Annotated in this window: 23 protein-coding genes; 9 read left to right on the top strand and 14 right to left on the bottom strand. The window is 45.7% G+C overall.

From position 1 onward, the window contains the following. Positions 1-18: 18 nt before the first annotated feature. From aroK to pilM, 6 genes are all read right to left on the bottom strand, one after another. Positions 19-537: a shikimate kinase AroK gene (gene aroK, locus PK654_RS00895; RefSeq protein ID WP_271697069.1), complete on the bottom strand. Its 519-nt coding sequence runs from the start codon at positions 535-537 to the stop codon at positions 19-21. A 226-nt stretch (positions 538-763) separates the two neighbouring features. Continuing rightward, positions 764-2,104, bottom strand: a complete 1,341-nt coding sequence (locus PK654_RS00890; RefSeq protein ID WP_271697067.1) for a type IV pilus secretin PilQ — start codon at positions 2,102-2,104, stop codon at positions 764-766. Beyond that, positions 2,101-2,634: a pilus assembly protein PilP gene (locus tag PK654_RS00885; protein WP_271697066.1), complete on the bottom strand. Its 534-nt coding sequence runs from the start codon at positions 2,632-2,634 to the stop codon at positions 2,101-2,103. The genes PK654_RS00890 and PK654_RS00885 overlap by 4 nt, the downstream gene beginning before the upstream one ends. After that, positions 2,631-3,215 carry a type 4a pilus biogenesis protein PilO gene (gene pilO / locus PK654_RS00880; RefSeq protein ID WP_271697065.1) on the bottom strand — a complete coding sequence of 195 codons (585 nt, stop codon included), beginning with the start codon at positions 3,213-3,215 and terminating at the stop codon, positions 2,631-2,633. Before pilO ends, PK654_RS00885 begins: the two co-directional genes overlap by 4 nt. Beyond that, complete coding sequence (locus PK654_RS00875; RefSeq protein WP_271697064.1) at positions 3,193-3,768, bottom strand: PilN domain-containing protein; 576 nt, start codon at positions 3,766-3,768, stop codon at positions 3,193-3,195. Before PK654_RS00875 ends, pilO begins: the two co-directional genes overlap by 23 nt. After that, on the bottom strand, positions 3,758-4,375 hold the full coding sequence (gene pilM, locus PK654_RS00870; RefSeq protein ID WP_271697063.1) for a type IV pilus biogenesis protein PilM: 618 nt from the start codon (positions 4,373-4,375) through the stop codon (positions 3,758-3,760). Before pilM ends, PK654_RS00875 begins: the two co-directional genes overlap by 11 nt. A gap of 137 nt (positions 4,376-4,512) precedes the next feature. Here pilM and PK654_RS00865 point away from each other — a divergent pair, with 137 nt between their 5' ends. Continuing rightward, on the top strand, positions 4,513-7,131 hold the full coding sequence (locus PK654_RS00865) for a penicillin-binding protein 1A (RefSeq protein ID WP_271697062.1): 2,619 nt from the start codon (positions 4,513-4,515) through the stop codon (positions 7,129-7,131). Positions 7,132-7,178: 47 nt separating this feature from the next. Here the strand turns inward: PK654_RS00865 and PK654_RS00860 are convergent, their stop codons facing one another. Further along, positions 7,179-8,552, bottom strand: coding sequence for an IS4 family transposase (locus PK654_RS00860; protein ID WP_271695076.1), 1,374 nt, complete (start codon positions 8,550-8,552; stop codon positions 7,179-7,181). 159 nt (positions 8,553-8,711) lie between these two features. Continuing rightward, positions 8,712-9,599, bottom strand: coding sequence for a DNA-binding transcriptional regulator OxyR (gene oxyR / locus PK654_RS00855; RefSeq protein ID WP_271697061.1), 888 nt, complete (start codon positions 9,597-9,599; stop codon positions 8,712-8,714). A gap of 187 nt (positions 9,600-9,786) precedes the next feature. Between oxyR and PK654_RS00850 the strand changes: the two genes are divergently transcribed. The 3 genes from PK654_RS00850 to PK654_RS00840 all read left to right on the top strand — a co-directional run bounded on the left by PK654_RS00850 (position 9,787) and on the right by PK654_RS00840 (position 13,536). Next, positions 9,787-10,515 (top strand): glutathione peroxidase, encoded by a 729-nt coding sequence (locus tag PK654_RS00850; protein WP_271697060.1) that lies wholly within the window; start codon positions 9,787-9,789, stop codon positions 10,513-10,515. A gap of 83 nt (positions 10,516-10,598) precedes the next feature. After that, positions 10,599-12,050: a dihydrolipoyl dehydrogenase gene (locus PK654_RS00845; RefSeq protein ID WP_271697059.1), complete on the top strand. Its 1,452-nt coding sequence runs from the start codon at positions 10,599-10,601 to the stop codon at positions 12,048-12,050. Positions 12,051-12,168: 118 nt separating this feature from the next. Further along, on the top strand, positions 12,169-13,536 hold the full coding sequence (locus PK654_RS00840; RefSeq protein ID WP_271697058.1) for an MATE family efflux transporter: 1,368 nt from the start codon (positions 12,169-12,171) through the stop codon (positions 13,534-13,536). Positions 13,537-13,667: 131 nt separating this feature from the next. On the opposite strand, the gene cysE is transcribed toward PK654_RS00840, so the two are convergent. The 4 genes from cysE to PK654_RS00820 all read right to left on the bottom strand — a co-directional run bounded on the left by cysE (position 13,668) and on the right by PK654_RS00820 (position 16,684). Further along, positions 13,668-14,489, bottom strand: coding sequence for a serine O-acetyltransferase (gene cysE / locus PK654_RS00835; protein ID WP_271697057.1), 822 nt, complete (start codon positions 14,487-14,489; stop codon positions 13,668-13,670). A 43-nt stretch (positions 14,490-14,532) separates the two neighbouring features. Continuing rightward, positions 14,533-15,561 carry an NAD(P)H-dependent glycerol-3-phosphate dehydrogenase gene (gene gpsA / locus PK654_RS00830; RefSeq protein ID WP_271697056.1) on the bottom strand — a complete coding sequence of 343 codons (1,029 nt, stop codon included), beginning with the start codon at positions 15,559-15,561 and terminating at the stop codon, positions 14,533-14,535. Between the two features lie 113 nt (positions 15,562-15,674). Beyond that, positions 15,675-16,139, bottom strand: coding sequence for a protein-export chaperone SecB (gene secB / locus PK654_RS00825; protein ID WP_271697055.1), 465 nt, complete (start codon positions 16,137-16,139; stop codon positions 15,675-15,677). A gap of 110 nt (positions 16,140-16,249) precedes the next feature. Further along, positions 16,250-16,684 carry a rhodanese-like domain-containing protein gene (locus PK654_RS00820; RefSeq protein WP_271697054.1) on the bottom strand — a complete coding sequence of 145 codons (435 nt, stop codon included), beginning with the start codon at positions 16,682-16,684 and terminating at the stop codon, positions 16,250-16,252. Between the two features lie 372 nt (positions 16,685-17,056). Here PK654_RS00820 and gpmM point away from each other — a divergent pair, with 372 nt between their 5' ends. Next, the gene (gene gpmM, locus PK654_RS00815) at positions 17,057-18,589 is read left to right on the top strand and encodes a 2,3-bisphosphoglycerate-independent phosphoglycerate mutase (RefSeq protein ID WP_271697053.1); all 1,533 of its coding nucleotides are present in this window, start codon (positions 17,057-17,059) and stop codon (positions 18,587-18,589) included. 144 nt (positions 18,590-18,733) lie between these two features. Beyond that, positions 18,734-19,870 carry a murein hydrolase activator EnvC family protein gene (locus PK654_RS00810; protein WP_271697052.1) on the top strand — a complete coding sequence of 379 codons (1,137 nt, stop codon included), beginning with the start codon at positions 18,734-18,736 and terminating at the stop codon, positions 19,868-19,870. A gap of 35 nt (positions 19,871-19,905) precedes the next feature. Here PK654_RS00810 and PK654_RS00805 read toward each other — a convergent pair whose 3' ends face one another. Together PK654_RS00805 and PK654_RS00800 are read right to left on the bottom strand one after the other, a co-directional pair. Beyond that, complete coding sequence (locus PK654_RS00805) at positions 19,906-20,904, bottom strand: DHH family phosphoesterase (protein ID WP_271697051.1); 999 nt, start codon at positions 20,902-20,904, stop codon at positions 19,906-19,908. 24 nt (positions 20,905-20,928) lie between these two features. Continuing rightward, entirely contained in the window at positions 20,929-21,567 is a 639-nt protein-coding gene (locus tag PK654_RS00800; RefSeq protein WP_271697050.1) for a TetR/AcrR family transcriptional regulator, read from the bottom strand. Positions 21,568-21,779: 212 nt separating this feature from the next. Here PK654_RS00800 and PK654_RS00795 point away from each other — a divergent pair, with 212 nt between their 5' ends. The 3 genes from PK654_RS00795 (at position 21,780) to PK654_RS00785 (ending at position 24,480) form a co-directional block, all read left to right on the top strand. Beyond that, entirely contained in the window at positions 21,780-23,156 is a 1,377-nt protein-coding gene (locus PK654_RS00795) for a phosphomannomutase CpsG (RefSeq protein ID WP_271697049.1), read from the top strand. 107 nt (positions 23,157-23,263) lie between these two features. Beyond that, on the top strand, positions 23,264-23,773 hold the full coding sequence (locus tag PK654_RS00790; protein WP_271697048.1) for a transposase: 510 nt from the start codon (positions 23,264-23,266) through the stop codon (positions 23,771-23,773). After that, on the top strand, positions 23,686-24,480 hold the full coding sequence (locus tag PK654_RS00785) for an IS3 family transposase (RefSeq protein ID WP_271697047.1): 795 nt from the start codon (positions 23,686-23,688) through the stop codon (positions 24,478-24,480). The genes PK654_RS00790 and PK654_RS00785 overlap by 88 nt, the downstream gene beginning before the upstream one ends. Positions 24,481-24,526: the final 46 nt, after the last annotated feature.

The following is a 24,526-nucleotide window of genomic DNA, read 5'->3' as shown; positions in this document are numbered from 1 at the left end:
TAAATGAAAGAGAGTGTACTATCTCTCTTCCAGCATTTTTATGATTTGATTCGCGACTACTTTTGCACTCTGATCATCAGTGCGGATGGTGTAATCAGCAACTTCTTCATACAGAGAGTTACGTTCACCTGCTAATGACTCCAGAACTTCTCTTGGATCATCTGTTTGCAGAAGAGGACGTTTTTTATCTCTGTTAGTACGTGCCAATTGTTTTTCAATAGTTGTTTCAAGATAAACAACAATGCCACGAGCAGACAGACGATTTCGGTTATCTTTACTTTTTACCGAACCGCCTCCGGTGGCAAGAACAATACCTTGTTGTTCTGTCAGGTCATTAATTACGGTCTCTTCGCGTTTGCGGAAACCGTCTTCACCTTCAACATCAAATACCCACGCAATATCTGCTCCGGTACGCTCTTCGATTACAGTATCAGAATCTAAGAACTCCATGTGCAGTTGCTGCGCCAGATGTCTACCAATTGTACTTTTGCCGGCACCCATAGGACCAACAAGAAAAATATTTCGTTTCTCGGCCATGTTAAGCAGTAATTTACAACGTTAATTCAATGACATCGCCACAAAGATAGTTGCTATCAAACAGCATGAACTATTCAAGTGACGCCTTTTCCTCACAGTTAAGTCGTGATAAGACCCGAAATTATCTAGATATGATGCCATTAATGCAACTTTATTTTGAATTGAATTACAGTAACCTGACTAAAGGAAAGAAGATGCCACCACTAACAGATTGATAAGAAAAAGATTATTCAACATTGCCACCAGATATAATCACCTTTGGCGTAACAAATATCAGTAGCTCTCTCTTTGTTATTTTTTCGTATTTTGTTTTAAATAAATGACCTATTGCGGGAATATCCCCTAACAAGGGTACTTTATCTGTCTGTCTTATATTGCTGTAATGCAGCACTCCTCCAAGCACTAAGGTTTGTTCATTGTTCAACCTGACTTGTGTTTTTACTCTCTGGGTATCAATGGCAACGGCCTCTCCTGTGCCGCTCTTTACTACCTCTCCCGGCCTGTCCTGCGAGATTAAAAGATCCAATATTAGCTGATTATTTTCGATAATTTGTGGCGTGACTTCCAAACTCAATACCGCTTTTTTGAAGGATATTGACGTTGCATCGTTAGCTCCAGGCTCCAGATAAGGGATCTCTGTACCTTGTTCTATATAAGCTGGTGTTTTGTTAGTGGTAATCAGCCGCGGGCTGGAAATTATCTCGGCTTTGGATTCAGCCTGCAGTGCCGACAACTCTAGATCCAGCAAAACACCCTGCCCTAAAGTAGCAAGCTGAAATGCTGCACTGGCCGCTTTAACGGATGTTGCCGCAAAGCTGACATTTAGCCTGTCTGACAAGTCAGCATCCTCTAAACTAACTCCTTCTATGGTTCCGCCAGCTTTGATATCGCCTCTGTCAGAGCTAACCCCCCAGCGCACACCCAACTCATCAAGTTGTCCCTCATTCATTGAAACAATTCGCGCTTCAATCTGCACCTGCTTTACCGGCCTGTCTAAGGTTTTAATCATTTTTTGGATAGCGGCAATATTTTCAGCAATATCTTTTATCAGCAAAGTATTGGTTCTGCTGTCTACCGTTACGCTCCCTCTCGAAGAGAGCAATGAAACCCCTTTCTCTCCATCAATAACACTTGCAAGATTTTCTGCACTAGTATGCTTGATAGTAAAACTGTCCATAGTCAGCGGTTCCAGCAAGATAGCCTGCTCCAGTGACTCTAGCCTGAGCTTCTCCTGAGCACGTAGTTCATTTTCCGGCGCCACCAGCAAAATATCTCCCTGCTTTTCAGCCTGCAGAGCTTTCAGGCTGAGGATAGCGTCAAACGCCTGTTGCCAGGGAACGTCTTGTAGCTTAACGGACACATGCCCACTGACACTATCAGAGATAACCAGATTGGTACTGTTCAACAGTGCCAATTGTTGCAGGGCTTCTGTTACAGGCACATCCTGAAAATACATTGAAATTCGCTTATCAGGCTCTGAAAGTTGTGCACCTTGCTCTGCTTTAACAGCAAAGCTCAAAATCAGCAGAACCATTAAAACTAAACGCTGACAGATATTAGCCCTCATTGGCTTCTCCCCGGTTTCAAATCCAGTGTTACCACCACAGAATGAACACAATTAAAATTATCAGACACCTCACCTTGCAATAGCAGGCTCTGTCCTTTTATTTCCTTCAGAAGATACTTTTCTCCCTCAAGCTGAGCCCCTTGTTTTATCCGATAATAGTTTCCATGTTGCGGCTCAATTAATGCCCAGAGGCCTTGTTCCCCCGATAAGTAACCACGGTAGTGAAGTGAGGCAGTAAGTCTCTCAGACTCCAGCTGTACAAAGTTTGGATTGTTATTGGTTTTACATGTCCGGTCGTTATTATCCGAAGCCTTTTGTGGTTTTGGAGAAGAAAAGAACAGCCGGACGGATTCAGAGCTATTAAAGGGAATAACAGGAGGAGTGGCCGTTCTGTTCTCGGCAGCAAGTTCAGTTTCAGGATTCGTACTTTTTATAAGCACGTTATCCTGATACCACTGCTCAAGAGACCCCTGATTTGCCTGACAACCGGCGAGCAAAGCAGCAGTGAATATATTGCTGGCGATTTTCATGGTGAATCCTGCATCTGGCTAAAATAGCCATAACCTTCGGCATGAAAACTCAGTAAACCTTCGGTTTCACCACTTATCGTCCACTCTGTTTTATAGAGATTAACTAACGGAGAATTACGGCTAAGTTGTTCAGAGAAGTAGCCGATACTCTGATAGCTGCCGGTTAACTTAAGTTTTAACGGTATAAAAACGAAAGGCTGACCGGCTTGTTTCTCTTGCCAGTAGAGTTTATTCACCTTAAGGCGATTTTGCGTCGCTAGCTGATTGACTGAGGTAAGAACAGTGGCAAGCTCTGTATCAGCTAGTAATAAATCCCTGTGATTGACCAGCCACTGGTTTACCTTTTCTTGCTCAACGGAATTTTTTTGGCTGAGTACAGTGGCAGCCTGATAAAGAATGCGCTCTTTACTCTTTTTTTCCTGAGCTTTCAGCTTTCCCAGCTCTGCGTATTTAGGTAAAAGCAATAAATAACCACCAACAAGCAAACCTAACACTCCGGCAATCAATGCACTGATACATCGGTTGCTAGCTGAGCAGGCAAGCTTGTTATCGAGAAAATCAATCTGTTGGCTTTGCCACATAACTCCCTCCATTCAAAGCAGGAAACTGCAGAGACAAGGAAATAACAAACTGTTGAGACGTTTCTGAAGCAGACTCTATGGAGTGAACTGAGATACCTTCAGCATGCTCAGATAAGCGGAGCTGATTCACCATATGCTCTATCTGCAAGCTATTGGCGGCTAGGCCGGTTATCTCAACCCTGTTCATATTTCTCGACACTTTTGTCAGGCGGACACCTTGAGGTAGCCATTCAGTTAATAAATTCATAAGAAAAGTGGTGGCGTTTCGTTCCGCCAGCTTAGCTTGCAGAAATAACTGCTGTTTTCTACCCTCCTGAAACCGGTTGTTTGCTTGCTCTGCTAACTCCATCTTGTTCTGCTGAAGAGAAATATAACCGTCCAACTGAGTTAACCTGGATAGCTGTATCTCAATCTGGCCGGATAGGTAACGCCCGATAACAAGTAATATCAGAAGAGAGAGTAAAAGAGACAAAACCACCAAGGTAAGTAAGCGCTTCCTTCTCTCAAGTAGCAAGTTAGCTCTCCAAGACATCAGGTTAATACTAGATAACATACTTTTCCTGCCTCCATCTGGCAGCCTGACAAGCAAGACTGATGGCCGGCTCAAATGCCTTGTCCGTATTTATCCCGCTATCAGATTCTCCGGTAACTTCTGATATCTCGCAGCGGTTCAGATAAACCAGTTTTAACCCTGCTGATTTCATTAACTGGCGGCGTACTTCTAGTTCATTTTTGCGCACGGCAAAAACTAACACTTTGCCGGATAAGGCCTTTATTCCCTCTTCTGGCTCAATTTTTACATAATCGATGCTAAGCTCATCTATAGGAAGTGGTGAGTTCAGGGAAAACTGATACATAATTACTGGCTCCTCTTCCAGCCGAGTGAGACCAGAGTCAACCTCTATCAGCTGTCGAATAACCAAGTTATCAGCAATACTCATTGCTACTTGCCTTGCCATAACAGGTAACTGCTTTTTCAATGACTGAAGAGCGGATGAAATTTCCGGCAGATTGACTCTGTTATCGCAGGATATCAGAGGCAGGGAGCTATTCACCTGGTAACAGTGCAGCAAAACAGTTTCTCTTTTACGGTAATAAATCACTGCTGCACGAATGGAATCGCGTCCGATATCAATTCCTGTCATCAGGGATCTAAACATCTGCGGGCTCCTGTCGTTAATTAAGATGATATTCAGAGTAAAAGTTATACAGACGAAAAATGACGCAATATGTTAATATTGCACGTTAATGTATAGAGTTCGCAGTCAGACGACCTCAGGCAATCAGGGATTATCCGGTGAAGTTCATAAAGCATTTGGCATTACTATCATTGATTTGCATCATTCTTGGAGTGGGCACAATTATTGGCTTTTATTACTACCTAAAGCCTCAGCTTCCAGATGTTGCAACATTAAAAGATGTACAACTCCAAACACCAATGCAGGTGTATAGCCGTGATGGCAAGTTAATTTCTCAGTTTGGTGAAAAGCGCCGGGTACCGGTCACCTTTGACGAAATCCCTCAGGATCTGATTGATGCACTAATTGCTACAGAAGACAGCCGTTACTACGACCACTACGGAATCGACCCTATCGGTATCGCTCGTGCTGTGGCGGTAGTCGCTATGTCCGGTTCAGCTAAGCAAGGTGCCAGTACCATTACTCAGCAGTTGGCGAGAAACTTCTTTTTATCTAATGAAAAGAAGATTATGCGAAAGATCAAAGAGATGTTTATCGCCATTCATATCGAGCAGTTGCTGACAAAACAAGAGATCATGGAACTGTACGTCAACAAGATCTTCCTTGGCTACCGCTCATATGGCTTTGGTGCAGCGGCTCAGGTCTATTTTGGTAAAGAGCTGAATGAACTTTCCCTTAGTGAACTGGCAACACTGGCAGGCATGCCGAAAGCGCCGTCAACAATGAACCCTATCTACTCTATTGAGCGTGCAACTAACCGCCGTAATGTTGTTCTTGGCAGGATGCTGGCGGAAGAGTACATCACTCAGGAAGAGTATGAGCTGGCAAAAAGTGAACAACTGACCGGCAACTACTATGGTGCAGAAATTGAACTGAATGCCCCTTATGTTGCTGAAATCGCGCGGGCATGGATGTTAGAGCGCTATGGCGAAGAAGCTTATACCTCCGGTATGCGTATTGTAACTACGCTGGATTCTAAGCTACAGAAAGCAGCTAATGAAGCGGCTATTAACAACCTGCTGGCCTACGATGAAAGACACGGCTACCGCGGAGCAGAAGCCGAAGTATGGAAAGAGGGAGAGCCTGTTCTGGCTGAAGCAGGACTGAAAAAACATCTTCGTCAGCAACCAACATATGGAAAGCTGCGTCCGGCCATTGTGACCAGAATCAAAGAGAAGGCAGCACAGGTCTATATTAAAGGCCGTGGTTATGCTGAACTGACATGGGACGGAATGAAATGGGCAAGAAAGTTTATTACTGACGATAAACAGGGCCCGGCACCACAAGCAGCAAGTGATATCTTAACTCCGGGAGAGCAGATCTGGGTTCGTCCCCTGACTATCACACAACTAGAAGACAATGCCGAAGGTGAGCCACAGTTTGAATACAGCTGGAAGCTGAGTCAGGTACCGAATGCGAATACCGCTTTTGTCGCCCTGAATCCGGAAAATGGGGCCGTGTTGTCCTTGGTGGGCGGCTTTAACTTTGTCCACAATAAGTTTAACCGCGCGACTCAGTCCCTGAGACAAGTAGGCTCAGGCATTAAGCCCTTTATCTACTCTGCAGCAATCGATAAAGGAATGACGCTCGCCAGTTTAGTGAACGATGCTCCTATCAACCAGTGGGATGAAGCCGGCGGCACTGCATGGAGACCGAAAAACTCGCCACCAACTTATGTCGGCCCTGCCAGACTACGTCTTGGATTGGCTCAGTCTAAAAACGTAATGGCAGTTCGGGTGCTTCGTGAAGTCGGCCTTGATGACACCCGCGATTATCTGACCCGATTTGGTTTTGAAAAAGATAAACTGCCGCGCTCTGAAACCATTGCCCTTGGCGCGGGAAGCCTGACACCAGTGAAAATGGCGCAAGGCTACTCGGTGTTTGCCAACGGTGGTTACTACGTAGAACCTTTCTATATTGAGCGGGTAGAAGGCCCATACGGTGATCTTGAATATCAGGCAGAGCCAAAAGTTGTCTGTAATTCAGATTGCGGAGAGAAACTACCGGCACTGATTTCACAGGCAACACCAGCAGAAGAACAAGCAACAGACGAACAACCGGAAGAGGTCAGCTTCCAGAGCGAAGTGGCGGCTTTGACTGAAGTGGATGTTGAAGAAGAGAGCCAGTATGCCCCTCAGGTTATATCTGAGCAGAATGCCTTTTTAGTCCGTGAAATGCTGTACAGCAACGTATGGGGGGGCGGAAACTGGCGTGCCGGAACAGGCTGGAACGGTACCGGCTGGAGAGCGCAGAAACTAAAACGCCGCGATATCGGCGGTAAAACAGGTACCACCAATGACTCTAAAGATGCGTGGTATAACGGCTATGGGCCGGGTATTGTTGCCACCGCATGGGTCGGGTTTGACAGCCATGACCGTAAACTGGGCAGAACCAGCAAAAACAGCAACCTGAGCAATGACGAGCAATCTGTAGGCGGAGAAGCAGGCGCCAAAACCGCTCAGCCGGCATGGGTAGACTTTATGAAAGTAGCAATGGAAGGTGTGCCGCAACAGAGTAAAGCACTGCCACCGGAAATTGTCAGGGTGCGTATCGATCGGGAATCCGGTTTGCTGACCCGTAAATCAGATGCAACCTCGATGTTCGAATACTTTGTTCAGGGAACTCAGCCGACAGAGTTTAGTGAAGAGGTGACTAAAGGCGAACTTGACCTGTTCTCATCTGATGGTGAGGAAGGCAGTGAAGAGTCACTATTCTGATAAGCTGACATCTACTATCACCACCGCCATAGGCGGCTGTCTCTTGATCACAAGTCCTGCTCAAGAGACAGAGCGAGTTCGTAGCCTTCAAGGATGGCTTGTAGTTTGAGCCATCCTTCCCAGAGCGTCTTAACTGACGCTCTTCCATTTCTTTTGCTGTCTTTCCAACCGCCAAGTCTTGCGAGGTGTTCATAAGCCCATTTTGCTGTTGGAACCTCCTTTGGAAGTGGTGTCTTTACTCTTTTCAGCCAAAGCAACTTCCATGCTCTTGAGGACAAGATTTTCTCACAACTAACGTCTTCGATTTGCTCATTGGCAAATTTCAATTGGAAAATTCTTACTGCTAAAAACGCATAAATTGTTGCTAACCTATCTAAGTTATCTTTACTTTGTAACCGAAGCTCTTCAACTCCTGTCCCTTCAGTTTTCCAGACCTTGTGATACTCCTCAATCAACCAGCGTTTTTCGTAGTAACCAATAATTTTTAATGCATCTTCTGCACTATTAACTGGCTCATTAGTTAAAATATGCCAATTGAGCCTCTTTTCTCCATCACCGATTTCGGAGCAGCCAACATAGTTGAGAGAAATAGGAGCTCCTTTTTTGTTTGAGGGTGTTTTTAAAGTCACTGCTGCATATTTTACATCCAGAGTGACTTCACGAGCTTTCCGGCCACCCCTTTGAGCTATTTGGATTTGACGTTGCTTCACACTTTGAAGTTCTGATGCAAAGTGATAAAGCTTGTCTGAGCCTTCTTCTATATGACGGCTCATCATCGACCGCACAACAAAACGTTGCTGATTCGCCATTTTATAAATGAGGTAATCGTAGATATCGGCCTCGCGATCGCAAACTGATATTACGTTAACCATCGAGGTACCTAAACGGGCTGCCATATTGCGTGATGCTCTTTCCCATTTATAACCTTCTTTTTCTTCATAAGGTCGTTTCAACCCCTTACGACGGATACCTCGAGTCTTGATATCTCTCGTCCATCGTTGTTGTTCAACTAACCCAATAACGTCGAGAGTTTCAGGAGCAAACAGCAAAATACTATGGGCAAACAACCCCCTATAACGATTACCTTGGTTTACATGTCCTAAGTCCGCTCTAATAGAGCGATGTTTGTAGCTTAAGGTAGTTGTATCTTCTAACGCGAGAAGGAGAGGGTAACGATGAACTTGATCTGCAGTTGCTTTAAAGCCTGCTTCGGCAATATCGTCTGATGAGACATTGTCGTTCCGAATAAATCGGTAAGCGCCCTCCATACTTGCTGGAGAATGAGATGATTTCACTACCGATTTACCTGGATGCTGAGCTAAGTCTGATGCCATTTTTACAAGTCTAGCCGTTCTTCTTGGGTCTCCAAGTTTAGCATGACCAAATTGCTCTTCAGCCCAATCACTATTGCTTTTAATCATCTCAAAACCCTCAACTAAGTCCGTTAAAGATCTGATCGTAAACCAAGAATTAAGTTCAAAAAAAATCCCTCACATTATGCGAGGGACTTCTGTATAAAAGACAGCCGCCATAGGCGGTGGTATAACGTTCTGAATTGAAATGGTGCGAGGCACCATTTTTTATTGCTGAAGATAACCAGATATTGCTTCAGATAGCTTCTCAAAACGTCTCTTCAGCGGTGAGCCGGGACGGTAAGCCAGAATGATATTTCGCGAGGGAACAGGTTTCTTCGCTTTAATATATCTCACTCCGTCTAAAATCTTTTTATCCGGTACAGAGAGTTCAGGCAGAAGGGTAATTCCTCCTTTGGCGGCAACCATATTACGTAAGGTTTCCAGACTGGTCGCTTTAAACCTTTCATCATCTTTTGCCCCTGCAGCAAAACAGAAACCCAGAGCCTGATCTCTCAGGCAGTGGCCATCCCCCAGCGCTAAGATGGTCTGACCGTTCAGTTGCTCCATCTCGATTTCATCACTGTCCGCCCACTCATGGCCACAGGGTACGGCAACATAAAGGGGCTCATCATAGAGGTCTAACTCAATAAAAGGTTCTGTCTCCTTTACCTGAGCCAGAACAAGACAATCCAGTCGCCCCTCTTCTAACTGCTTCACCAACTGATGAGTTTGTGCTTCATAGAGGAAGAGATCCAGATTTGGAAAATCCTCTTTTAGTTTAGAAACAATCTTAGGTAACAAATAAGGCCCGACGGTAGGAATAAAGCCGATATGCAGAGGCCCGCTCATCTCTTTTCCCTGCAGGCTGGCCATATCAGTAAAAGTCTTTACTTCAGAAAGAATCACTTTTGCTTGTTCGACTAACTGCAGTCCGGCTTCTGTAAACAGTACCCGACGGCTGCTTCGTTCCAGCAGTGCCGTTCCCAGCTCGTCTTCCAGTTTTCGGATCTGACCACTTAGAGTTGGCTGGCTGACAAAGCAGGCTTCAGCCGCTTTCCGGAAATGTTTATGTTCCGCAAGAGAGACCAGATATTCAAAATCGCGAATATTCATACTGTATCACATAAATAGTTAAAACCTATCATTACTATAGTATTAAACGATTAGAGCTATCAATCGTTTTTATTAATAATAGCGACATCGAAACAGAACAGCGTCCGGCACTAAGCGTTACGGCGCGGCAGTTCGAAATACGCAAATTTGATTTGGCAGTAGCCTCTAAATAATTAAGGAAAACACTATGTTTACATCAAAAGAAGGTCAGGCAGTTCCACAAGTTACTTTTCCGACTCGTCAGGGAGATGCATGGGTAAATGTCACCACAGACGAACTGTTTAAAGATAAAACCGTGATTGTGTTCAGCCTGCCGGGTGCGTTCACTCCGACATGTTCTTCAAGCCACCTTCCACGCTATAACGAGCTGCATTCAGTATTTCAGCAGCACGGCGTTGACGACATTGTTTGTGTATCCGTCAATGACACCTTTGTTATGAATGCATGGAAAGAAGATCAGGAAGCCGAAAACATCACCTTCATCCCTGACGGGAACGGCGAGTTTACTGACGGTATGGGCCTTCTGGTTGATAAAAAAGAGCTAGGTTTTGGTAAGCGTTCATGGCGCTACAGCATGCTGGTTAAAAATGGCGTAGTAGAAAAAATGTTTATTGAGCCAAACGAGCCGGGCGACCCGTTCAAAGTTTCTGATGCAGACACCATGCTGAAGCACATTGCACCAGACTACAAATCTCAGGAGTCGGTCACTCTGTTTACCAAGCCGGGCTGCCCTTTCTGTGCCAAGGCGAAACAAAATCTGACTCAACACGGTCTTCAGTATGAAGAGGTTGTTCTTGGTAAAGATGCTACTACCGTCAGCCTGCGTGCAATTACAGGCAGAACAACAGTACCGCAAGTCTTTATCGGCGGAAAACATATCGGCGGAAGTGAAGAGCTGGAAGCTTTTCTAGGCTAAAGCCAGAACAATAAATACCGGGAACTTATCCGCTACAAAACTGAACCGGATAAGCTCCCGTAATATAACAAGCGAGTAGAGTCATGAAAGAATTACAAGTAGATATAGCCGTTATCGGAGGCGGAACTGCCGGACTGGGAGCATACCGCGCAGCAAAAGCACACAGTGACAAAGTAGTTATGATTGAAGGCGGCCCTTACGGCACCACTTGTGCACGGGTAGGTTGTATGCCATCTAAACTGCTGATTGCCGCTGCTGAAAGCGTACATCAGATTGAGAAGGCACCCGGCTTCGGCATTCATCCTCAGGGCGAAATCGAAATCAACGGCCGTGAAGTAATGCAGCGGGTGAAAAGCGAACGGGATCGTTTTGTAGGCTTCGTATTAGAGGGGGTTGACGAAATTCCAGCTGAAGACAAAATCTCCGGCTACGCTACTTTTATTGATAACCAGACTCTGCTTGTTGATGACCATACCCGTATTGAAGCTAAAAGAGTGGTTATCGCCACAGGTTCAAGGCCTGCTTACCCTGCAGTATGGAATGAGCTTGGCGATAAGCTGATTATTAACGATGACGTGTTTGACTGGGATGATCTTCCTGAATCGGTTGCCGTATTCGGCCCCGGCGTTATCGGGCTGGAGCTGGGTCAGGCTCTGCATCGTCTTGGCGTTAAGGTCAAACTATTTGGTCTTGGTGGTCAGGTAGGTCCTCTGACAGACCCGGAAATCATGGCATACGCCAATAAAACTTTTAGTGACGAGTTCTATCTGGACGCCGATGTAAAAATCGAAAGCATGAAGCGTAAAGAGGACAAAGTAGAAATCTTGTTTATCAATAAACAGGGCGAACTTGAAACCTTTATGACTGATTATGTGCTTGCAGCGACCGGACGACGCCCTAACGTTGACAAGCTGAACATTGAAAACACCGATGTAAAACTGGATGAAAGAGGTGTACCTGTCGCGGATCACTTCACTCTGCAGACTTCCGTTGACTCAATTTTTATTGCCGGAGATGCCAGCAACCAGATTCCGTTACTGCATGAAGCGGCGGATCAGGGCAGAATCGCCGGAGACAATGCAGGCCGTTATCCTGATATTCGTGCCGGACTGCGCCGCTCATCAATATCTGCCGTTTTCTCTGACCCTCAGATTGCTATGGTGGGAGAAACTTACAAACAGATCACTGATCGATTAGGTAATTGTGGCTGCTTTGAAACGGGTGAAGTCTCGTTCGAAGGGCAAGGGCGCTCACGGGTTATGCTACGCAATAAAGGCCTGCTTCATGTATACGGTGAACAAGGAACGGGGCGTTTCCTTGGTGCAGAGATGATAGGCCCGAATGCAGAACATCTTGCTCACCTGCTGGCATGGGCACATCAAAACCAGATGACCATTTCAGATATGCTGGATATGCCTTTCTATCATCCGGTGATTGAAGAAGGTGTACGTACCGCACTAAGGGATCTGAATGCCAAACTGCATCTGGGACCAGAAATGATTAAGCATTGTCTGGACTGCGGTCCGGGCTGTTAAGAAAAGCAGACACTCCGTTTACTACTGCTTTGAAAGAGGACTCAATTGAGTCCTCTTTGTTCTATACACTGCAAAAATCGGGTATTCTAAGCCACCAGATAATAAAGACATAAGCTAAATGCAAGATAAGCACGGTCTGCTCACCGGCCATATACCACAAGTACTGCGCACTATGACTATTCCAATGGTATTTGGAATGGTGGCCATTCTTATGTTTAATCTTGTTGATACTTTCTTTGTTTCCCTGCTTGGTACCGATGCCCTTGCCGCCATCAGTTTTACCTTTCCTGTTACCTATGCCGTTAACTGCATTACCATGGGTATAGGAATCGGCCTCTCTACCTGTCTTGCCAGGCTGTTAGGCAAGGGAGAAACACAGCACGCTAAGCATTTTACCACTCACGGCCTGATGCTGGCCGTTGCCCTTATCACCATAGCTTCGGCTATCGGGCTAATCAGTATCGATCCCCTGTTTCAGTTTCTTGGTGCTGAGCCTGTACTGCTTCCGCTGATTAATGACTATATGATCATCTGGTATCTCACCATTCCGTTACTGGTGATTCCTATGGCCGGTAACAGTGCTATCCGGGCAACCGGTGATACCAAAACACCAGCGAAAATAATGATGTTTGCCGGAGTGATCAACGGAGCACTGGATCCGCTGCTGATATTCGGCCTTGGCCCCTTCCCCGAGCTGGGTATTCAGGGCGCCGCCATTGCCAGCGGAATAAGCTGGCTGGGTGCTCTTGTCTGGTCTCTCAATCGATTAATTAACCGAGAAAAGCTTATCGGCAAACCCGATTCTTCTTCTCTTTTTTCTGACTGGAAACAGATTCTGAAGATTGGTACTCCGGCAGGCTTCTCTAATGCCATGAACCCGCTTTCGGGAGCGGTTCTTATGATGATTCTCGCTTCCCACGGTACCGCGGCAGTAGCAGCATTTGGCGCTGCACAGAGAATTGAGTCCCTATTGTTATTGGTGGTGATGTCCCTGACTTCAGCACTAACGCCGTTTATGGCTCAGAACTTAGGGGCAGAGAATCCTCAGCGCAGTTTCCGCGCACTGTTTCTCTCTATGCGCTTCTCCGTTATCTTCCAGTTACTGATTTTCGCCATGATGGTGCCTCTCAGCATCCCAATCGCCGCCCTCTTTGGGCAGGAGCAGCCGGTAAATGATTTGATATGGCTCTATCTGGTGATTGTTCCTTTCAGCTACGGCTTTCAGGGCATTATTATGTTACTGGTCAGCAGTCTGAATGCCATGCATAAACCCTTGGTAGCTTTCTACTGGAACTTTATGAGGCTGTTTATTTTCACCCTTCCGGTAGCGTGGCTGGGAAGTTGGTTCTACGGTATTGAAGGGCTGTTTGCAGGAATAACCATAGGCAATATTGCCGGTGGTGTACTTGGTTACCTTTACGCACTGAAACTAAGAAAAGAAGCGTTAGAAGGTGTCAGCCCTCAAACGGGAACTGACACCATTTAACTGAATACTAAATAACTGATCTTAATTGTGCTTCAGATTTTGTCATCAGGCAGATATCGATAAGCAAACCCTCCGCTCCAAAGATGGGTTTATGCGTGTTTGTGTTCAGTATTTGCCAAAATAACGCCTATTTAGATACCGCCACCATCCATATAGCTATTAGATTTACCATTAAAGGCCTGATCCATATCTTCAGCTGGTTTATCTGTTTTAGGCACACCGACAATTTTGGCAGGAACACCGGCAACCGTTGTATGCTCTGGTACCGCCTGAAGCACGACAGAACCTGAACCAATTTTAGCCCCGGTGCCCACTTCGATATTACCCAGGATCTTAGCACCGGCACCGATCATCACCCCTTCACGGATTTTCGGGTGACGATCCCCCCCCTCTTTACCTGTACCACCAAGGGTTACGTTTTGCAGAATAGAAACATCATCTTCAACAACCGCGGTTTCACCGATAACAATACCGGTGGCATGGTCAAGCATAATACCGCGGCCGATTTTTGCTGCCGGGTGAGCATCAACCTGACAAGCCACAGAAATCTGATTTTGTAGGTAGGTAGCTAATGCATAGCGCCCTTTCTTCCACAAATAGTTAGCCACGCGATAACCCTGCAGGGCATGAAAGCCTTTCAGATAAAGCAGAGGAATAGAGTACATAGACACCGCAGGGTCACGATTTACCGTCGCACAGATATCTGAAGCCGCTGACTGGGTGATTTCCGGATCAGAGTCAAATGCCTCTTCCACCACTTCGCGAACGGCCATTGCCGGCATTGAGGCCGTTTTCAGTTTATTGGCCAGAATATAGCTAAGGGAAGCGCCAAGGCTGTCATGATTGATAATGGTGGCGTGATAAAAACTGGCCAGCATCGGCTCTTGCTCCGACAACTCCCTTGCTTCTTGAACAATGGATTGCCAGACATTTGACGGTTTACAGTGTTTCATTGAATCAAAATCCTATCTGATTTTCCGGAAAAGCTTTGTCAGCTTAGCCTTCCGCTTTTTTGTCCCTTGCCAACAGATCTTGTGCGGCAAGACGAGCATCTTTTTCCTGATACAGTACCTGATAGATTTGGTCGACTATCGGCATTTCAACCCCCATTCTGCGGGCCAGCATCCACACCTCTTTGGTATTGCGGTAGCCTTCAACCACCTGACCTATCTCATCCTGTGCCGTATCGACATCTTTACCCTGCCCCAGCGCCAGTCCGAAGCGTCGGTTACGTGACTGGTTGTCGGTACAAGTTAATACTAGATCACCTAAGCCCGCCATACCCATAAAAGTCTCCTGCTGAGCCCCGAGTGCGGCACCAAGCCGGCTCATTTCCGCCAGCCCTCTGGTAATTAAAGCGGTTCTTGCATTAGCACCAAAGCCAATACCATCAGACATACCGGCACCAATAGCAATCACGTTCTTAACTGCACCGCCAAGCTGCATACCGGTAAAATCACTGTTGGCGTATACCCTGAAGGTCTTACTACAGTGAATTTTTTCCTGAAGATCTTCTACAAACTCAGCATCCGGCGAAGCAACAGAAATCGCTGTCGGCATACCACTGGCAAGCTCTTTGGCAAAGGTAGGCCCCGATATCACAGCAAGGGGATAAGCATCACCAATAACGTCATGGGCAACCTCTTTAAGCAGCCTTCCGGTCTCTGGCTCCAGTCCTTTAGTTGCCCAGCAGATACGGGTATCCGCTCTCAGATGCGGTTTTAAGCTCTCCAGAACCAAGCCAAATACATGGCTGGGTACAACAACTAAAAGGTCACGACAAGCACCGACTGCCTTTGCTAAATCGCTCTCGACAATCAGGCTTTCAGGAAATCCGACACCGGGCAGAAACTCTTCATTACAACGATCCGCCTGCAATCTCTGCATATGGTCTTCTTCATGTCCCCAGAGAACCACGTTAGATCCGTTGCGGGACAGAGCTATTGCTAAAGAAGTTCCATAAGATCCTGCACCGATAACGGTCATCGCAATCTCTTTGCCATATGCATTTTGCTTGCTAGTCATATTCATTTCCGATAAATAAAAAAAGTGCACATTACTTTTCGCTCTGTGCACTTTATCAATAGTTTTAACTTTCTCATAGCTTCTGATTATAAGAAGCTATCTACAACAACCTATTAAGCGTCAGACTGCTCTTCCTGAGCCTGATTTTGCAGGTAGTTCATAAACAATGCATCAAAGTTAACCGGTGCAAGGTTCAGCTGAGGGAAAGTACCTTTAACAACCAGGCTTGAGATTGTTTCACGAGCATACGGGAACAGAATGTTCGGGCAGAATGCGCCCAGACAATGTGCAAGCTGACCTGCTTCCATCTGCTCAGCAGTGAAAATACCGCCTTGCTGAACTTCACACAGGAATGCTGTTTCTTCTGCATTCTTAACTGTCACAGTAAGACGAAGAACAACCTCGTATACGCCTTCACCAAGCTCGCGGCTTTGAGTGTCCAGATCCAGTTTCACATCCGGGTTCCACTCTTTCTGGAACATATCCGGAGAATTAGGAGCTTCAAAAGAAACATCCTTCAGGAAAATACGCTGGATAGAGAAGTTTTGTTGGTTTTCTTGAGGTGCTGCTTCAGCCATTTTAGTGTCCTTAATCTTTAAATCTGTATCTTGATCACTACGTCGCTTATTAAAGATGAAGCTAAACTCAGGGCTTCACTTCATGATAAATCGGCAACGCAGGTGAAATATTATTTCTTACCACGTACCAGTGGCATTTTCGCTTCAGTCCAGGAAACCAGACCGCCTCTCAGAACATAAACCTGTTCAAAGCCCGCTTTAGCTAGCAGGTTAGCGTTCTCCTGAGCGGTAGTCCCTGTTTTACATACTACTGTAATTGGGCTGCTCTTATATTTTTCAAGGCTTGGTACTGAACCTGATTTAATGTCAGACGGTAAAATGTGAACTGAACCGGTAATATGACCCTGCTTAAACTCATCTTTGGTACGGATATCGATCGCCACACCTTCATCTTTGTTGATGAACTGAGTCAGTTCAGCCGGAGAAATCTCTTTATAAGCCGCGGTTGCTGACTTAATAAAGCTCATAACAATAGCAATAACCAGACCCACCCAAACCAGAGATAAGATCATGTTATTCTGAATAAAATCTATATATTCCTGCATTTCTTGCACTCTTGCACTTAGTCAAAGCGATAAAAATTAAAGCGTGAGTATAACCCTGTGATTGAGAAAATTCGACAACAGCACAAGAAATAACGTGCTCAAGCCCCAGAAATTCTACTTGTGTCATCTATGCAGGAAATTGTCGCACCCATTTTGTCTGATTAGTAAGACCAATTTTAATAATAGCCACCAGCAATTTTACCAATTGCGAATAATTCGCAATAATGACGTTAGTAGCAAAAAGCCGGTGAAAATTTGTAACGACGAATTAGCGGTTTTATTTGATCTAAGGCTACAGTTTTTAAGCAAAAGTGTAGTAAAGTTACGTTAATTTCATTTTTAAATTACTTTCAGTTTAATGAGGTCATGACTATGTCTGCTAAGAAGCCAATGGCTCTGGTGATCCTTGATGGTTGGGGATACCGTGAAGACAACGCAAGCAACGCAATCAACAATGCAAAAACACCTGTTATGGATGCGCTTTTTGCAAATCAGCCAAACACTCTGATTTCAGCATCCGGACTAGACGTTGGTCTGCCTGACGGCCAGATGGGTAACTCAGAAGTTGGTCACACAAACATTGGTGCAGGACGAGTTGTATATCAGGACCTTACCCGCATTACTAAATCTATCGCTGACGGCGACTTCTCTGAGAACGAGACTCTGGTTGCGGCAATGGATAAAGCTATTAAAGCAGGTAAAGCCGTTCACCTTATGGGCCTAATGTCTCCGGGTGGTGTTCACAGCCACGAAGACCATATCTATGCAGCAGTTAAAATGGCCGCTGAGCGTGGTGCTGAGAAGATCTACCTGCACTGCTTCCTTGACGGACGTGATACTCCGCCACGCAGCGCTGAAGGTTCTCTTAAGCGTTTTGATGCGCTGTTTGCTGAGCTAGGCAAGGGCCGCATTGCTTCACTGGTTGGCCGTTACTACGCAATGGACCGTGACAACAACTGGGATCGTGTAGAGAAAGCTTATGACTTACTGACTCAGGCAAAAGGCGAGTTTAGCTTTGACTCTGCTGTATCTGCTCTGGAAGCGGCATACGCACGTGACGAAAACGATGAGTTTGTAAAACCAACTGAAATTAAAGCAGAAGGTGAAACTTCAGCCGCTATCGAAGATGGCGATGCAGTTATCTTTATGAACTACCGTGCTGACCGCGCCCGTGAAATCACCCGTGCATTTGTTCCGGCATTTGAAGGCTTTGAGCGTTCAGTGTTCCCGGCAGTAGAGTTTGTTATGCTGACTCAGTATGCGGCCGATATTCCTCTTTCATGCGCTTTCCCACCAGCATCACTGGAAAACACCTATGGTGAGTGGCTGGCAAAAGCAGGCAAAACTCAGCTACGTATCTCTGAAACTGAGAAGTACGCACACGTTACTTTCTTCTTTAACGGCGGTGTAGAAACAGAATTTGAAGGTGAAGAGCGTAGCCTTGTTGCTTCTCCTAAAGTAGCTACTTATGACCTTCAGCCTGAAATGAGCTCTGGCGAGCTGACAGAAAAACTGGTTGCGGCTATCAAATCTGGCAAGTATGACACCATTATCTGTAACTACCCTAACCCGGATATGGTTGGTCACACTGGTGTTTATGAAGCCGCTGAACAAGCTATTGAAGCCGTTGACAGCTGTGTAGGTCAGGTTGTTGAAGCCATTAAAGAAGCTGAGGGTCAGCTACTGATCACCGCCGACCATGGTAACGCTGAAATGATGGTTGATCCGGAAACAGGCGGCACTCATACTGCCCACACTAACCTTCCGGTACCACTGATCTACGTTGGTGACAAAGAGCTTGAGTTTAAGTCTGGCGGTAAGCTTTCTGACCTTGCTCCGACTATGCTGAGCCTGACTGGTATGGAAATCCCGGCTGAAATGTCCGGTGAAGTACTGACTAAGTAATTAATACCGTCAACTTCAGACTTTTAAATGGGGTCAGCGCCAAATAATATTGGTTCTGACCCCATTTTGTATTTAAATACTTTTGGGTCTGAGCTTTTCTTATTGTAATCTAGACACTTTCTAACCCGGCAAGCCCTATCTGAGATGATCCTGCATATCTGTGTAAAATCTGTCAGCCAATCAGTAACCTATGCGCTAATCAGTGCATTTTTGCTGTTTTCTCTGCCGGGTGTTGCCAGTCAGGATGAACTTAAAGGGGTTAAAAGCGAGATATCCCGCCAGCAGAGCTCTGTTACCAAGCAACAGAAAGAGCTGAATAGCCTGCAACAGTCCCTTAAAAAGCAAGAACTCTCTATTTCCTCGCTTAGCAGAGAGATTAAGCAGACACAAAGCAAGCTAAATCAGGCCAACAAAAACCTGTCGCAGTTCCACAAACAAAAAGCCCAGTTAGAGAAGAGAAAAGAGCAGCAGGAACTCACCCTTTCCGAATTAATAAAAACCTATTACATCATTAAGCAAAACAGTGAACTGAATGGCCTTTCGATTAAAGAGCAAACGGAAGAACAGGCCAGAATCAGCAAGTACTTTCAGCACCTTACCAATGCACGGGCGAAAGCGATTAAAGAGCTGAACAACACCGCCGGACAGCTGGAAGAGAAAAACCGGCAGTTAATCCAGAAACAGAAGCAGATAAAAAGTCTGTTAGCACAGCAGACATCAAAACGGGATCAACTGGCCAGTTCGCAGAAACAGCGTAAGAGAACCGTCAATAAAATTAAATCCAATATCTCTAACGATAAAAACTACCTAGCCGAACTGCAGCGCAACGAAACTCGCCTGAAATCAGAAATTGCCAAAGCCGCTAAGCGAAACACCATTCCTATGGATGGCCTTGCAAGGCAGAAAGGTAAACTGCCATGGCCTGTTCACGGCAGAATCCTGAATAACTACGGCAGCAGGCAAAACGGGCAGGTGAACTGGAAAGGCATGGTGATTGATGTTGACTACGAGCAACCTGTTAAAGCCGTCTATTCCGGTACTGTGGTATTTGCCGATTATCTTCGCGGTTACGGACTGGTGGTATTGCTGGACCACGGCAAAGGCGATATGACCCTTTATGGCTTTAACCAGACTCTGCTGAAAGTGGAAGGCGACAAAGTTGCAGCCGGCGAAACTATCGCCCTTGCCGGAGACACAGGAGGCCAGCCTCAGGCCTCACTCTACTTTGAGATTCGCCGCAACAGTAAAACCCAGAACCCTAAGAGCTGGCTGACCAGATAGTTAAGCTGAGATCGGGTTGCTTATCCTTCTGCTTTTCAGTTTCCCCAGCGCTGTTCAATGGCATTGATTAATGCCTCAACGCTCTCCTCAGCTAAAAGGTTAATACCACCAGCTGCTTCTCTGCCGCCACCGGTTTCAAAGCGACTGCACACCTCTCCTGCTCCCTTCTTATTGTTCAGAGGCGCCCGGATTGATACCACATAAGCGTCACTACCCGGAATCTGGGTCAGTACAGCATGGGCTGAATCGGGCTTCTGATAGACCAGCTCATTACCAAACACACCACTCACTCTGCGGGAAGCAAGGCCCGGTTTAAGCTTATAGAGGCGCAGGCAGGAGCTCTGATAGTCTGGTTCCGGCTGACTACCAGTATCAGTAGCTTCACTATCATTATTCACAAAAGCTTGTTGAAGATCTTGCTGATAGCATTTTTTCAGAACATGGTAAGGAGAATTCGGGTCAGAGATAACATCAAAGGGGCAAGGGTACTGCTTTAGTTTTTTAAACAGCTCTGCCGGATGGTAATGCAGCTCTTCTATACTAGCCCCATAGCCATTGTAATTAATTAATGTCCCCAGCTCCTTTAACTGCTGTTTCTGCTGCTCTGATAGTCCGGCCGCGTCTGCCAGTTGATTGGCCTTGTCGATCAGATTATCGCCATAAGCGGCGGTAATTGCCCAGTTGTGGTAACGGCCAGCCAGCAGTTTGTCCACTATCAAAGCCGTACAAGTGTTGGCATCCAGATCGATATGCGCTTCCAGAGCTTCTGACTGAGGAATATCGCCCGCTCTGTGGTGATCGATATAAACCGCACTGGCGCCTTGGCTAAGAACAGATAGCAGCGCCTGCTTGTTCTTTTCCATGGAAATATCCAGAATCGTCAACGTATCCCTTGGTCCAGCATTCACCTGCTTAACCAGTTCGATATCCCGCTTAATACCGGTAATCAAAGTAGACTTTATAGGAAAGGCCAGACGAAGCTGAAGAAGGGCGATGATGCCGTCGGCATCACCGTTAAAAATATCGTAATGCATAATGTCCTTATTACTGCGTTACTGTCAGGCGTTCATCGCCTTGATGCCATCCTCAAGCAACTCAATCTGTTCTCTGCCAAGATCTGTGGTGTGAGGCTTAACGATGGTAATCATCTGCAACACACCCTGATGGATAATTCTTTCAGTAATATCCGTCTTAACCGACATGGCTGACTGATAACCCAACCAGCTGGAGGCAATCAGGTGCAGACAAGTTACCAGAGGCTGAACCTCTTCTTGTTTAATATCCAGCAATTTAAGCTCAATAAACGAACTAAAAATACGATTCAGGTTGGCTTGTAGCTTTGCCTGCACCGCCAGATAACGGTCATGCAGCACTTCATCACGCTGAAGGATTTCCGGCAGGTTGGCGTAGAAGAAGCGATACTTCCACATCAAAGTAAAAATGGAGTCTAAGTAGCGTCTTAGTAAAACCAGACTCTCTTCATTGTTGGCTTCAACAGGTGCAAAGCGCTCCAGCAGCTCTTTTGAATAGCAATCAAAGATGTCTCTTACAATTTCCTGCTTATTGCGGAAGTGGTAGTAAAGGTTCCCGGGGCTGATCTCTATGTGAGCCGCGATATGGTTGGTGGTGATATTTCGCTCACCCTCTTCATTAAATAGCTCAAGGGCAGCAAAAACTATTCTTTCTCTGGTTTTCATTATTTTTATTCCATGACATCTGTTACTGGAAGTATAAGCGCAAAATATTGATTCTTAAAGAAGCGTTGCCATGCTTACCTGCCATTTTGATATAAGTTAATTATTCAATAAAAAATACGTTTTAACTACGCCAACCTCTCGTAATTTCCAACCAGCTTAAGTAAGATTCACAAAATCGTTTTTGTTTAATCTTATTTGTATTGGGTCCTTCTGTGAACAAACTTACATGCTTTAAATCTTATGATATTCGTGGTGAGCTTGGCAGCGAACTAAACAGCGATATCGCTTACCGTATCGGCCGGGCTTTCGGGCAGCAACTTAGTCCGGAAAGTGTTGTTGTCGGCGGGGATATCCGACTGACCTCAGAAGAACTTAAACTAGCACTGGCTGATGGCCTGATGGATGCCGGCGTGGATGTTATCGATATCGGAATGACAGGCACAGAAGAGATCTACTACGCAACTAAGTTTCTTGGCGTAGATGGTGGTGTAGAAGTAACAGCCAGCCACAACCCGAAAAATTACAACGGGATGAAGTTAGTTCGTGAGGACGCTAAACCTATCAGCGGCGATAGCGGCCTGAAAGATATTCAGTTACTGGCAGAGAAAAATCAGTTTGCTGAAGTAACTAAGCGCGGTAGTTACACCAAGCAATCCAACTTAGCTGCCTACGTAGATCACCTGATGGGCTACATCAAGCCAGAAAATATCAAACCGTTAAAACTGGTAGTTAATGCTGGTAATGGTGCAGCCGGCCATGTGGTGGATGAAATCGAATCACGCTTTGCTGCTCTTGGTTTACCGGTTGAGTTTGTAAAAGTGCACCATAATCCGGACGGTAACTTCCCTAACGGAATTCCAAACCCGCTGCTACCTGAGTGTCGTAAAGATACTTCAGATGCCGTTATTGAATCCGGCGCGGATATGGGCATTGCATGGGATGGTGACTTTGACCGCTGCTTCCTGTTTGATGAGAAGGGCGAGTTTATCGAGGGTTACTATATCGTAGGCCTGCTTGCAGAAGCCTTCTTACAAAAAAATACCGGAGCGAAAGTAATTCATGATCCACGTTTAAGCTGGAACACCATTGATATCGTCAATGAAAATGGCGGAGAAGCCATTATGTCGAAAACCGGTCATGCCTTTATTAAAGAGCGCATGCGCAAAGAAGATGCCGTTTATGGTGGCGAAATGAGTGCCCACCACTACTTCCGCGATTTCGCCTACTGCGACTCAGGAATGATTCCATGGCTACTGGTAGCAGAGCTACTTTCTGTTAAGAGAATTAAGCTTTCAGAAGCAGTACAAGAGCGTATTATCGCCTACCCATCATCAGGCGAAATAAACTCAAAGTTGGAAAACCCGGCAGAAGCGATCAAACGTGTAAGGGAAAAGTATCAACCTCTTGCTTCTGGTATAGATGAGACTGATGGTATTAGCCTCGAGTTTAGAACTGAGCAAGGCGAGTGGCGCTTTAACCTCCGCTCTTCCAATACTGAACCAGTAGTTCGTTTGAATGTAGAGTCCCGCGGTAACGTCGTTCTTATGCAGGAGAAAACGGCGGATATTCTTAAGGTTCTAAGAGGGTAATATAGCACCTAAATACCGTCCGGTAGACGTTATCTAGCCGGATATATAAAAGGCGGTAACGTGAACTGACCCCCAATAGTTGGACACCAATTATTGGGGGTCTTTTTATGTCCAAATACAGCCGAGCATTGAAATGCTCAATTGCTAAACAATATCTACAATGCGATAGTTCATGTCAGGAACTTTCTCGCCTTCACTCCATACCGCCACGTCAAATACATTACTGGGCACAAGTATTCGATATTCATGGCTTTCAGGCATTTACCCCTCATGGTTTTGCAAAGAATGCACACACTAAACTGCAAGCTTTGAAGCATATGTGGACGAATGGTTGGTCTATCAGTCACACTAGTGCGGTTTTAAACTTTTCTTCCTCTGGCACACTCGCTGTTTGGCTCAAACAGTACGAAAGAGATGGCTTCCAGGGGCTTGAACGTAGCAGAGGACGACCCGCAATGAGCAAGAACCCTTTTATTCAAGACAAGCACGATGATGAGAAAACACTGGAAGAGCTCAAAGAGGAGTTAGCGTGCTTGCGAGCAGAGAATGCTGTCCTAAAAAAGTTAGAGGAGCTGGAACAGGAGAAGCATCGTCGAACAAAGAAAAAACGAAAGTAGTTCTAGCTCTTAAAAATCAATACCTACAACAACATCTCTTGCACGCCCTTCAGTTAGCAAGAAATAGCTTCTATTATCATGCGCAGTCGAACAACATCGCCGATAACTATCAAGATGAGAAGCTGTTGATTGAGAAAATATACCATGACCATAAAGGAAGATATGGCTATCGTCGCATTCACTTGGAATTAAGGAAACAGGACGTCATGCTTAACCATAAGACAGTTCAACGCCTGATGGGGTTACTTGGCTTGAAATCAACGGTCAGCCCCAAGCGTTACAGCTCTTACAAAGGAGAAGCAGGAACAACCGCACCAAATGTACTTAAACGGGACTTCAATGCAACGAAGCCGGATGAAAAATGGGTAACAGAGGCAGTTGCGGCCTTAGCCAATGACGCTAAGCCAATCGTCCATAGCGACCAAGGGTGGCAATATAGGCATAGGAAATATCAGGAAACTCTCGCTAATAGTGGACTAACTCAAAGTATGTCGCGAAAAGGAAACTGCTTAGATAACGCAGTAGCGGAGAACTTCTTTGCCTTGCTGAAAACAGAGATGTACCATAATCAGCACTTTGAAGATGCGGATGACTTAATCGCACATATTGACGAATACATCGAGTACTACAATACGAAACGCATCAAGGTGAAACTAAAAGGCCTGACTCCGATGGAATATCGAAATCAGGCCTTACAAGCAGCTTAACAGAAATGTCCAACTTTATGGGGTCACTTCAACGTTACCGCCTTTT

Origin of the sequence: Vibrio sp. SCSIO 43137 (assembly GCF_028201475.1) — a bacterium.
GTDB lineage: Bacteria > Pseudomonadota > Gammaproteobacteria > Enterobacterales > Vibrionaceae > Vibrio.
The sequence above is the reverse complement of the archived record's forward strand: the minus strand, read 5'-3'. Positions and strand labels throughout refer to the sequence as shown.